This is a genomic window from Serratia sp. JSRIV001, assembly GCF_019968745.1.
Classification (GTDB): Bacteria; Pseudomonadota; Gammaproteobacteria; order Enterobacterales; family Enterobacteriaceae; genus Chania; species Chania fonticola_B.
This window is the reverse complement of the sequence record NZ_CP074147.1, coordinates 1228872-1239607: the sequence shown is the minus strand read 5'-3', so window position 1 is coordinate 1239607 and position 10736 is coordinate 1228872. Positions and strand designations below refer to the sequence as shown.

The 10736-nt window shown below is 52.1% G+C and carries 10 protein-coding genes and 2 pseudogenes; 10 read left to right on the top strand and 2 right to left on the bottom strand.

The annotated features are described in order from the left end of the window. The first annotated feature begins 3 nt into the window (after positions 1-3). From KGP17_RS05505 to KGP17_RS05480, 6 genes and pseudogenes are all read left to right on the top strand, one after another. Positions 4-666, top strand: coding sequence for a phage baseplate assembly protein V (locus KGP17_RS05505; protein WP_223498983.1), 663 nt, complete (start codon positions 4-6; stop codon positions 664-666). 53 nt (positions 667-719) lie between these two features. Further along, the gene (locus KGP17_RS05500; RefSeq protein WP_223498982.1) at positions 720-1070 is read left to right on the top strand and encodes a phage GP46 family protein; all 351 of its coding nucleotides are present in this window, start codon (positions 720-722) and stop codon (positions 1068-1070) included. Beyond that, entirely contained in the window at positions 1070-2140 is a 1071-nt protein-coding gene (locus KGP17_RS05495) for a baseplate J/gp47 family protein (RefSeq protein ID WP_223498981.1), read from the top strand. The genes KGP17_RS05500 and KGP17_RS05495 overlap by 1 nt, the downstream gene beginning before the upstream one ends. Beyond that, positions 2137-2709: a YmfQ family protein gene (locus KGP17_RS05490; RefSeq protein ID WP_223498980.1), complete on the top strand. Its 573-nt coding sequence runs from the start codon at positions 2137-2139 to the stop codon at positions 2707-2709. Before KGP17_RS05495 ends, KGP17_RS05490 begins: the two co-directional genes overlap by 4 nt. Before the next feature lie 506 nt (positions 2710-3215). Continuing rightward, positions 3216-3902: pseudogene (locus tag KGP17_RS05485) on the top strand (phage tail protein); the annotation flags it as partial. After that, on the top strand, positions 3902-4465 hold the full coding sequence (locus KGP17_RS05480; protein WP_223498979.1) for a tail fiber assembly protein: 564 nt from the start codon (positions 3902-3904) through the stop codon (positions 4463-4465). The pseudogene KGP17_RS05485 and the gene KGP17_RS05480, both read left to right, overlap by 1 nt. On the opposite strand, the gene KGP17_RS05475 is transcribed toward KGP17_RS05480, so the two are convergent. Next, positions 4458-4853, bottom strand: a complete 396-nt coding sequence (locus KGP17_RS05475; RefSeq protein ID WP_223498978.1) for a DapH/DapD/GlmU-related protein — start codon at positions 4851-4853, stop codon at positions 4458-4460. The genes KGP17_RS05480 and KGP17_RS05475 overlap by 8 nt on opposite strands. Positions 4854-5408: 555 nt before the next feature. Here KGP17_RS05475 and KGP17_RS05470 point away from each other — a divergent pair. Both KGP17_RS05470 and KGP17_RS05465 read left to right on the top strand, forming a co-directional pair. Continuing rightward, a pseudogene (locus tag KGP17_RS05470) lies at positions 5409-6512 on the top strand (CoA-transferase); the annotation flags it as partial. 13 nt (positions 6513-6525) lie between these two features. Continuing rightward, positions 6526-7677, top strand: a complete 1152-nt coding sequence (locus KGP17_RS05465; RefSeq protein ID WP_021805562.1) for an acyl-CoA dehydrogenase — start codon at positions 6526-6528, stop codon at positions 7675-7677. A gap of 70 nt (positions 7678-7747) precedes the next feature. On the opposite strand, the gene KGP17_RS05460 is transcribed toward KGP17_RS05465, so the two are convergent. Next, positions 7748-8632, bottom strand: coding sequence for an AraC family transcriptional regulator (locus KGP17_RS05460; protein ID WP_094983036.1), 885 nt, complete (start codon positions 8630-8632; stop codon positions 7748-7750). A gap of 361 nt (positions 8633-8993) precedes the next feature. Here KGP17_RS05460 and KGP17_RS05455 point away from each other — a divergent pair, with 361 nt between their 5' ends. Together KGP17_RS05455 and KGP17_RS05450 are read left to right on the top strand one after the other, a co-directional pair. Continuing rightward, positions 8994-9758 carry an electron transfer flavoprotein gene (locus KGP17_RS05455; RefSeq protein ID WP_094983035.1) on the top strand — a complete coding sequence of 255 codons (765 nt, stop codon included), beginning with the start codon at positions 8994-8996 and terminating at the stop codon, positions 9756-9758. Between the two features lie 22 nt (positions 9759-9780). Continuing rightward, the gene (locus KGP17_RS05450) at positions 9781-10731 is read left to right on the top strand and encodes an electron transfer flavoprotein subunit alpha (RefSeq protein WP_223498977.1); all 951 of its coding nucleotides are present in this window, start codon (positions 9781-9783) and stop codon (positions 10729-10731) included. Positions 10732-10736: the final 5 nt, after the last annotated feature.

Sequence of the window (10736 nt, the reverse complement as noted above, 5' to 3'; positions counted from 1 at the left end):
ACGATGTGGCAAAAAGTGAATCAGCGCATTGCGCAGGCGCTCCAGAACATCCGTCAGGCGTTCCGTGTGGTCACCGGCTCAGCCAACAGCACAACGAAGGTCCAGATGATCCAGCTCAGTGGTCTGGCCGGGGAGCGGCTGGACGGGGCGGAGTATTTTCAGCACTACGGCTACACCTCCAACCCGCCCGCCGGGTGCATGGGAATAGCTGTCCCGCTCAATGGCCAAACGTCCCACACCGTCATCGTGGCGACTGAGCACGGCGGCTACAGACTGACGGCGCTCAAGACCGGCGAGGTGGCACTGTATACCGATGAGGGCACCCGCATCGTCCTCAAGCGCGGGAAGATTATCGAGGCGACCTGCGACGTCTACCGCGTCAAGTGCAAAACATATGAGGTGGACGCCGAAGAAAGCGCCGACTTTACGACGCCTAAAGTCACTGCCAGTCAGCAGGTTATCGCAACGGGGAAAATCAGCGGTAACGGCGGTATGGACATCAAAGGCGGTGGTGATGGCGCAACGGCAACGTTTGAGGGTACACTCCGCCAGACCGCTGGCAATTATGAGACAGATGGCGACGTGAAAGCCGGAACCATTTCACTGACGGGTCACGACCATCCAAACGGCAACGGCGGCAAACCCACTGGTCACCCCATCCCCTAAACGCTGAACCCCCTCAGCCGCTACTCCCTGGTCCATGCTGCCACACTGGCAGCATGGACCAGAATATTTCCCCCACGACCGGCGATTACACTCACAGCCGGATTGACTCACTTCAGAACGCGGTTTATCTGCGCCTTGAAACTCCGCTCGGGAGTTACTGGGCAGACCCCGCGCTGGGGTCGCGTCTCCATGAACTGAAGCGGGATAAAGACCTTCCCCAGGTCAGGCTGCTGGCCATTCAGTATTCAGAGCAGGCGCTTCAGCCATTGTTGAATGACGGACGTGCGCAATCCATTACCATCGACGCGCAAAAGGGTCCGAAGGGGTGGCTGTTCTTGAGCGTCACGGTTCAAGACAGCGCTGGCTCGCCCCATACGTTCAAACACCCCGTAAGGATCACCTGATGACGTTCCCTGTCCCTACTGTTGCAGAAAGCACAGCCCGCCAGCTGCGTGATATTAAAAACGCGCTCCCGGATGAAAACATCGATACCGGCACCGACAGCGATTATGGCGTCCGCGCCAATGCAGTGTCCGGCGTAGCGGATGGTCTCTATGCTCACCAGGGCTGGATCGTCCGTCAGATTTTCCCCGATACCGCCGACACCGAAAATCTGGAGCTGCATTGTCGACAGCGTAATATTTACCGCAAAAAAGCCACCCATTCGTCAGGCAACGTCACGATCACCGGCACGGTCGGTGAGGTGCTCGAAACAGGCGCACAAATCCGGGGGGAAGGCGTCAGCGTGTCGACCACTGAAACCTGCACCATTGGCGATGATGGCACTGGCCAGGTCGCAGTAAAAAGCACGGCAACCGGCGTCAGCACCAACACGACAACGGCAAAGACAGCGACGCTGGTCAGCCCGCCTGAAGGCATTAACACTACGGTGACGGTTAATCCTTTGGCGGGTGGCACCGAGACAGAATCGGACGCCAGCCTGCTGGCGCGTTACCTGGACATCCTGCGCAAGCCTCCTGCGGGCGGGAACAAGTACGACTACAAGCGCTGGGCGTTAGAGGTCGAGGGAGTCACATCTGCCTATGTAGCGCCGCTACGGCGAGGGCTTGGAACCGTGGACGTGGCCATTACGTCAAATAATGAACTGCCGCCGCAGGCGCTGATAAACGCCGTTCAGTCCCATATTGATGAAATTCGCCCGGTCACCGCGAAGGATACGTTGGTACTGGCTCCGACGAAAAAGGCGGTTGATTTTGTGGTTCAGTCTGCCGTCACTGGTCTGACGATAGCGCAGGTCACGCCCTTGGTTCAGTCGGTCATTACTGACTTTATGAACCGATTGGAGCCTGGGCAAACACTTATTGTTTCCCAGCTCGAAACCGAAATTTCACTCATTAGCGGCATAACCGACAGGAAAATAATAACGCCTGCCGGAAATGTCCCGGCAATGATTGACGCGACAAAATGGGAATGGCTGCGCCCCGGGAATATCCGCGTGGAGCCACTGAAATGAACACGGTTGATTTATTCCGAGCCTTGTTGCCGCCGCTCAGTTATGACCCTAACGGTCAAAATCTCTCTGCTGAGTTAACGGCGGAGGCGAATTTGATGGACACGGTTCGAGCGTCAGCGGCCAGCGTTCTGGCATCCATTACGCCATTTTATTCATCGGTGACGCTCTCTGATTGGGAGCGGGTTTATGACGTGGTCCCGCGTGATGGGGCTACGCAGCAGGAACGCCGCCAGAATGTGTTGGTCAAGATGGCCGCCACAGGGGGGCTGTCTATTGCGTACTTTACCAGCCTGGCCGCCAGTCTCGGTTACACCATCACTATCAGCGAACCCCGAGCCTTTCAGGTCGGGGTTAACCGGTGTGGTGAACGTCTTTATATCGAAGGGATGCGCTGGGTATGGCAGGTGAACGTTTTGCAGGCCGTTACCCCGAAATACCGATTCCGGACGGGAGCATCGGCAACGGGTGAGCCATTGTTAGCGTTCGGTGAATCTATTTTAGAAAGCACATTTAAGGACCTTAAACCGGCCTTTACAGATTGTTATTTCACGTATGAGGATGACAAATAATGCAAGGCTTAATGCCACCGGTCAATACGCCGGATAAACTGTTCCACGATGGCGATCCGACGCAGGGGATTGAAGGAACCATCGTCACCGCTGAATGGATGAATAACTCACAGGGTGCAGTCCGTGACGCTCAGCAGGAAATAATCAACGTGCTGAAGTCTGCGGGTATTGAAGCTGACCCCGCCAAACAAGACCAATTACTGGCGGCAATCAAGAAAATCACCGGCACGGCTACGGAAGGTTATATCAAACGTGGTGAGTTTGGTATTGGTGGCGAGACGCAAGAGGTTTCTAAAGAAGATACATTAACAGTGATTAAAGGGATGGCAAGCGGCAACTATGCTGTCAATGCGCCTTCACTTGACATGCCTTCAACAGCCGTTTCCTATGAGCTGGATTGGTCATTAATGTCAGCCATTGGTAACCGGTCTGGGGTTTTGATTGCCAGAGCATTGACCGATAAGGGACAGGTTAACGATAAACACTGGCGAAACTCGTTGCGTAATGGAGTTTGGCAAGGGTGGATAATGATTTTCGATGAGGCTAACCCACCTCCGGCTCCTGATGGATTACTGCCTGTTGGCTCACCTATCCCTTGGCCAAGCGATACGCTTCCTGCGGGTAATGCGTTTGCATTTATGCAAGGTCAGACGTTTGACAAGGTCAAATATCCTAAACTTGCCCTTGCCTATCCTGGTGGTGTAATCCCGGATATGCGCGGATGGATGATTAAAGGTAAACCGGCCAGTGGACGAAATTTATTAAGCCAGGAGCAAGATGGCATTAAGTCGCACACGCACGGTGGTACAGTCAATGCGACAGATTTGGGAACAAAGACAACGTCAGCTTTCGACTATGGTTCAAAACAAACAACGGCGTTTGATTACGGTAGTAAAGGTACTGATGTTCAAGGAAGTCATGCGCACACATATTACCAACCAAATTATCCTGGAGGAAATGGTGCGTCAGGTAGCCAGTTTTCTTTATCATCTACTCCAGCAACAACGTCATACGCAGGAGAACATGCCCATGCCATCTATATTGGCGCTCATGATCATTGGGTCGGTATAGGTGCACACAGTCATACTTTAGCTCTTGGAAGCCATACACATGGATTGACCATTAGTGCAGTGGGTAATGTGGAAAATACCGTCAAAAATATCGTCTTTAACTATATTGTGAGGTTAGCATAATGTTTGAAATGTCAGGTGAAGCGCAAACCATTAAAGTTTATAATTTCATGGCTGATACAAAGGAGTTTCTCGGTGTCAGCGACTGTTATATTCCTGCTGGTACAGGACTCCCCGCTTATTGCACAGTTATAGAAGCTCCCAAAGCCGCTGAAGGCTGTGTTGTTTGCTTTGACAACGATGAGTGGCAACAGAAAGAAGATCATCGAGGGAGGATAGTTTGGGAGAAATCCACGCGTAGAGAGATGGTTATAGAAAAGCCAGGCCCAATCCCTGATGCTTTAACGACACTGAAGCCCACATCAGATTATGATGTTTGGGACGGGAAAGTATGGGTTAAAGATGAACAGGTCGAAAGAAATCAGATTATCAGTAATGCTGAAGGTAAAAAGAGAATGCTTTTAGCTATTGCGACAGAGAACATCAATACCCTTACTGATGCTGTTGAGTTGGAGATGGCTACAGATGAAGAGAAAACGCAACTCATCGCCTGGAAAAAACACCGTATTGAGTTAAGTAGAGTTGATGTAAATGAAGCACCAAATATTGACTGGCCCGTCATTTAATGCATCGTTTGAACACTGCCGGACTTCCTGCCCATAATTCGTTGGATGGGATGTCTGATTTTACGACGCTATTTGCTGCAATTACACTATTATCACCGATAGTTACACCAGGTAAAACAACGACACCAGCGCCGATCCACACATTTTTACCAATTGATATAGGTTGTGAAGTTGTTCTGTGTTCCCCTAACCGTCCATCAGCTGAGACAGGGTGAGTAGGAGTACACAATTTAACCTGCGGACCTAATAATGAACTATCACCAATGATAATCGATGCGTTATCAAGGAATACGCATCCAGTGTTGATATATACGTTTTCTCCCAATGATATGTTACCAAACTCAAAGTAGAAAGGAGGCGTGATAGTGAACTCTTTACCTACAGTCACGCCTGTTTTCTTGAATAATTCGCGCCTGCGCCTTCCGGATAAATTGACGCTGTTAAAAATCAAACAACATTTTTTCGGAGATAATTTTTTCCGAAATATCGATAAGAAGTGTTGCAACAATGTACCCTCTGCTATCTAGATAGAAACCATAGCATTCTAATGGAAAGTGGAAGGGGGAGCCAGTGTTAGAGCATCTTTACGTTGCGGCATACCTTTATAGGCTTTTGTACTCTACAATCTCCCGCCTACGCCTTTGTGCATTACTCAATGCCTTTAGAACCGCTCCATCTTTTGCTACATCAGGCTTAGGTATCGCACCTTTGAGTCAGGCCACTCGAACCATTCATGGGAAACGGAACGCCCGGCGTTGCCGCAGTGACGTCAATGTGACGCTTTATTGGAATGAAAATTTGATGTGGATTGCACGAGAATTGAGGAAGCCCCTCAGTAAATTTAATTAGTGCATTCAATCCCGGACTGTCCGAAATTTACTTTTTTTCGCACTCTGAGGCAGTCCAGAACTTATTGCAAAACAGTCCAGAAAATTTCGCCGCGCTACACGAGATCGATAACCAGGAATACCTCTACTACAAGGCTATTGCGCCCAACGTCGCCTTTATTCGCGCCACCACCTGCGACAGCGAAGGCTATGCCTCGTTCGAAGATGAGGTGATGTATCTGGACGCGCTGGTGATTGCCCAGGCGGTGCATAACAACGGCGGCATCGTGATGATGCAGGTGCAAAAAATGGTCAAGAAGGCGACGCTGCACCCTAAATCGGTGCGCATCCCTGGCTATCTGGTTGATATCGTAGTGGTCGATCCACAGCAGACGCAGCTGTATGGCGGCGCCCCGGTAAACCGCTTTATTTCCGGCGATTTCGTGCTCGATGACAGCACCCAAATCGCCCTGCCCCTTAACCAGCGCAAACTGGTGGCGCGACGTGCACTCTTTGAGATGCGTAAAGGAGCGGTGGGCAACGTTGGGGTGGGCATTGCCGATGGCATTGGGCTAGTCGCCCGCGAAGAGGGATGTGCCGATGATTTCGTGCTGACGGTCGAGACCGGCCCCATTGGCGGTATTACCTCGCAGGGCGTGGCCTTCGGCGCGAACGTCAACACCCGTGCCGTCCTGGATATGACCTCCCAGTTCGATTTCTACCATGGCGGTGGGCTAGATGTCTGTTACCTGAGCTTTGCCGAGGTGGATCAACAGGGCAACGTTGGCGTGCATAAATTCAACGGCAAAATCATGGGCACCGGTGGCTTTATCGATATCAGCGCGACGTCGAAAAAGATTGTGTTCTGCGGCACCCTCACCGCCGGCAGTTTAAAAACCAACATCACCGACGGCAAGCTGAATATTGTGCAGGAAGGGCGCGTCAACAAATTCATCAAGCAATTACCAGAGATCACCTTTAGCGGCAAAATCGCGCTCGAACGGGGATTAGACGTGCGCTACATCACCGAACGCGCCGTCTTTACGCTCAAAGCCGATGGTCTGCACCTGGTTGAAATTGCCCCCGGCGTCGATCTGGAAAAAGACATTCTGGCAAAAATGGATTTCGCCCCGGTTATTTCCCCGCAGTTAAAACTGATGGACGAAAGACTGTTTATCGACGGCGTCATGGGTTTCACTTTACCTGAAGCGGTATATTAAAAGGAGTAAGGCTATGGACTTTTCTTTAACTGAAGAGCAGGAACTGCTGCTTGCCAGTATTCGGGAACTGATCGGCAATAACTTTTCGGAAGAGTATTTCCGCACCTGCGATCAGACCTCAACCTACCCTACCGAGTTTATGCGCGCGCTCGCCGATAGCGGTATTTCCCTGTTAGGTGTGCCAGAAGAATTCGGCGGTATTCCGGCGGACTATGTCACCCAGATGCTGGCGCTGATGGAAGTCTCCAAATGTGGCGCACCGGCGTTCCTGATCACCAACGGCCAGTGTATTCACAGCATGCGCCGTTTTGGCTCAGCCGAACAGCTACGCAAGACAGCAGAAAGCACGCTGGCCACCGGCGATCCGGCCTATGCGCTGGCCCTGACCGAACCGGGCGCAGGTTCGGACAATAGCGCCGCGACCACTACCTACACCCGTAAAAACGGCAAGGTGTATCTGAACGGGCAAAAAACCTTTATCACCGGTGCCAAAGAATACCCGTATATGCTGGTTCTGGCGCGCGACCCCGAGCCCAAAGATCCGAAAAAGGCCTTCACCCTGTGGTGGATGGAATCCAACAAGCCGGGCATTAAGGTCAATCCGCTGCACAAGATCGGCTGGCATATGCTGAGTACCTGCGAAGTTTACCTCGATAACGTTGAGGTGGATGAGAGCGATAGGGTGGGTGAAGAAGGCATGGGCTTCCTCAATGTGATGTACAACTTTGAAATGGAGCGCCTGATCAACGCCGCACGCAGCGCCGGTTTCGCCGAGTGCGCGTTTGAAGATGCCGCCCGTTATGCCAACCAGCGTATCGCCTTCGGCAAGCCGATCGGCCATAACCAGATGATCCAGGAAAAGCTGGCGCTGATGGCGATCAAGGTCGACAACATGCGCAATATGGTGATGAAAGTGGCCTGGCAGGCGGATCAGAAACAGTCACTGCGCACCAGCGCCGCGCTGTGTAAGCTCCACTGCGCCCGTACGGCGATGGAAGTAATTGATGACGCCATCCAGATCATGGGCGGGCTGGGCTATACGGATGAGGCTCGGGTTTCCCGCTTCTGGCGTGACGTACGCTGCGAAAGGATTGGCGGTGGCACCGATGAAATCATGATTTATATTGCTGGCCGCCAGATCCTCAAAGACTACCAGAGCAAATAAGGCACTAAAACGCCAGGAGGTAGCCAATAAGCCAACCTCCTGGCGCATTATCAATAAGCCACCAGCAGATTCAACCCGGTAAACATGCCTGTTCCACCAAGTTATTATTGAACTGCTTACGATAATCACTTGGGGAACAACCGACATGACGCATAAATAATTTGGCAAAATGGTCGACGTTTTCGTACCCAACCCGCCAGGCGATCTCATTGAGGCTATTATCGGTATTGGTCAGCGTAAACTTGGCCTCGGTGATCCGGCGTTGAATAACGTAATTAATCGGTGATATATGATATTCACGAGCAAACTCATGGCAAATATAGCTGACACTGGCGCGGAATTTTTTAGCTAGCTGTTCGAGCGTAATCTTCTCACGATAGTTATTATTCAAATAAACCAGTACATCCTTCACCAGCACATCTTTCTTTATGTATCCCAACTCTGAACGGTAAGCGTTTTTAAAGTTTTCATAAAACAGTGCGGTGAGGGCATAACCATAAGCATCATAAATCGATGAGGTTAACTCGTTTTTCTGCTGGGGCAATCTCACGCCGAGTTCATGAAGGATCGCTTTTATCACCTCCCCCCCTTGCCCAACGGAAACTACCGGGCAGGAGTGAGGCTGTAAAATCTGATTCTCTTCCCAGCCCTGAAACTTGAAGCCATGGACGGCACAGGTATAGGTGGTAGCCGGAGAGGTGCAGTCTGATGCTACCGCATGGAGCCGACCAGGCTCAATAACCACGATATCACCAGCGTGTGCCACGTAGTAAGAGGAATCGATGACCAGCCTGGCCACCCCCTGCTTAACGTAAATCAGCTCGCTCTCATCATTATGCACATGATGCCCAGACTCCCAGTTGGGATCGTCACTGATGACGAACCGCGAGAGCTTTGGCGTCATCCCCTGCGCAAAAAGGGCTTCTTTTTTATTATCGAAACAGCGCTGAAACATGGCAACCTCCACACAAAAACGTTGGCTTTGGCAAAATGATCAGTGGCTAAAATAGAGCGACAGAAAACAATATACAATATGAGCCCAGACGACTAAAACAAGATAGTTTGCCCCACGTGCAAGATGGCACGAAAATAAAATCACCACGATCGCGCCGCCAGCTTACCTTGCTCATTGGCAAACCATTTTCCCGCACAACAATCCATCCGTTATTAGCCGTTTTTTTGCAAGATTGTTAGCAACAAAAACAGATTATCCAGTCGTAAATCCCCCTGCGCACTCGCAATATATTGTCATGCTTTTTGTCCTTTCCGCTGATAGAACGCTCTCTGCCGCCAGCGAGCGACCCACAGGAGATACCATGAAAATAATAACCTGCTTTAAGCTGGTCCCCGAAGAGCAAGATATTGTGGTTACCGCACAACGTACGCTCGATTTCGATCACGCCGAAGCCAAAATCAGCCAGTTCGATTTAAATGCGATCGAGGCCGCCACCCAGCTGGCAACAGAGAACGATCACATTACCGCACTCTGCGTGGGCGGCTCGCTGCTGCAAAACTCCAAGGTGCGTAAGGACGTGCTGTCGCGCGGCCCTCATGAGCTTTATCTGGTGCAGGATGCGCAACTGGAAAATGCGCTGCCGATGGATACCGCACACGCGCTGGCTGCCGCCGCAGACAAAATCGGCTTTGATCTGATGCTGTTTGGTGAAGGTTCCGGGGATTTATATGCCCAGCAGGTGGGCCTGTTGGTTGGGGAAATCTTGCAGCTCCCTACCGTTAATGCCGTCAGCCAGATCCAATTTGCCGGTGAACGTGTACTGGTTGAGCGCACGCTCGAAGAAGAGGTCGAGGTGCTTGAACTACCACTTCCAGCGGTTATCTGCGTGACCTCAGATATTAACGTTCCCCGCATTCCGACGATGAAGGCGATCCTCGGCGCCGGCAAAAAGCCGGTCAATCAGTGGCAAGCCAATGACATTGCCTGGAGCCAGACGCCGCCTTTGGCCGAGCTGGTCGAGATCACCGTACCGCCGCAGAAACAGCGCCAACGAATCATTCTGGAAAACGACTCGCCGGAAGCCATTGCCGAGCTGGCGGACCATCTGAAAAAAGCGCTGAACTAACCCACGACTGGAGAAAATCATCATGAGTAAACTGACAAACGTATGGGTGTTCAGCGACAACGTTGAGCGCTACGGCGAACTGATGGCAGGCGCACGCCAGTGGGGCGAGCATGTTTATGCCATCGTGCAGGACAGCGAACAGGTTGCCAGGCTCAAGTCACTGGGTGCCGATGGCATCTACGTGCTGGAGAAAACCTCCACACTGCAGCGCATTGAAAATTATGCTGAAACCCTGGCGGACATCTTGAAAGAGGTCAACGGCGAACAGACTCCGGCCCTGGTGCTGATGGCAGCCACCAAACGCGGTAAAGCACTCACCGCCCGCCTGGGTGTGTTACTGAACGCAGCGGTAGTGAACGATGTGACCGCCGTGCACGTCGACGGGGCTGATTTCATCGCCGAACACCGTATGTACGGCGGATTGGCCTTCGGTAAGGAAAAAATCAATACCACCACTGCCATCATCACCCTGGCTCCCGGCGTGATGGAGCCTGCCGCCGCCGACCCGGCTCATGACTGCCTGGTCACTCAACTCAGCTATGTTACCCCGCGCCAGGAAATCCTCTGCAAGGAGCGCCGTGCCAAAGCGCTGAGCAGCGTCGATCTCAGCAAGGCCAAACGCGTGGTTGGTGTCGGACGTGGGCTGGCTGCACAGGACGACCTGAAAATGGTCCATGAGTTGGCAGCCCTGTTAGGAGCAGAAGTTGGCTGCTCTCGCCCTATCGCCGAGGGCGAAAACTGGATGGAACGCGAGCGCTATATCGGGGTATCTGGCGTGCAGTTGAAATCCGATCTCTACCTGATGTTGGGCATTTCCGGGCAGATCCAGCATATGGTCGGCGGCAACGGCGCCAAGATCATTGTCGCGGTGAACAAGGACAAAAACGCCCCGATCTTCAACTATGCCGACTACGGCCTGGTGGGCGACATTTACAAAGTGGTCCCAGCCCTGATCGACCAGTTAGGTCGTTAACCCTT

Excerpts from the sequence above, each read along its gene's own strand:
- KGP17_RS05460 (WP_094983036.1), bottom strand. The coding sequence starts at position 8,632 with ATGTTTCAGCGCTGTTTCGATAATAAAAAAGAAGCCCTTTTTGCGCAG.
- KGP17_RS05480 (WP_223498979.1), top strand. The coding sequence starts at position 3,902 with ATGTTTGAAATGTCAGGTGAAGCGCAAACCATTAAAGTTTATAATTTC.
- KGP17_RS05500 (WP_223498982.1), top strand. The coding sequence starts at position 720 with ATGGACCAGAATATTTCCCCCACGACCGGCGATTACACTCACAGCCGG.
- KGP17_RS05455 (WP_094983035.1), top strand. The coding sequence starts at position 8,994 with ATGAAAATAATAACCTGCTTTAAGCTGGTCCCCGAAGAGCAAGATATT.
- KGP17_RS05505 (WP_223498983.1), top strand. The coding sequence starts at position 4 with ATGTGGCAAAAAGTGAATCAGCGCATTGCGCAGGCGCTCCAGAACATC.
- KGP17_RS05495 (WP_223498981.1), top strand. The coding sequence starts at position 1,070 with ATGACGTTCCCTGTCCCTACTGTTGCAGAAAGCACAGCCCGCCAGCTG.
- KGP17_RS05465 (WP_021805562.1), top strand. The coding sequence starts at position 6,526 with ATGGACTTTTCTTTAACTGAAGAGCAGGAACTGCTGCTTGCCAGTATT.
- KGP17_RS05490 (WP_223498980.1), top strand. The coding sequence starts at position 2,137 with ATGAACACGGTTGATTTATTCCGAGCCTTGTTGCCGCCGCTCAGTTAT.
- KGP17_RS05450 (WP_223498977.1), top strand. The coding sequence starts at position 9,781 with ATGAGTAAACTGACAAACGTATGGGTGTTCAGCGACAACGTTGAGCGC.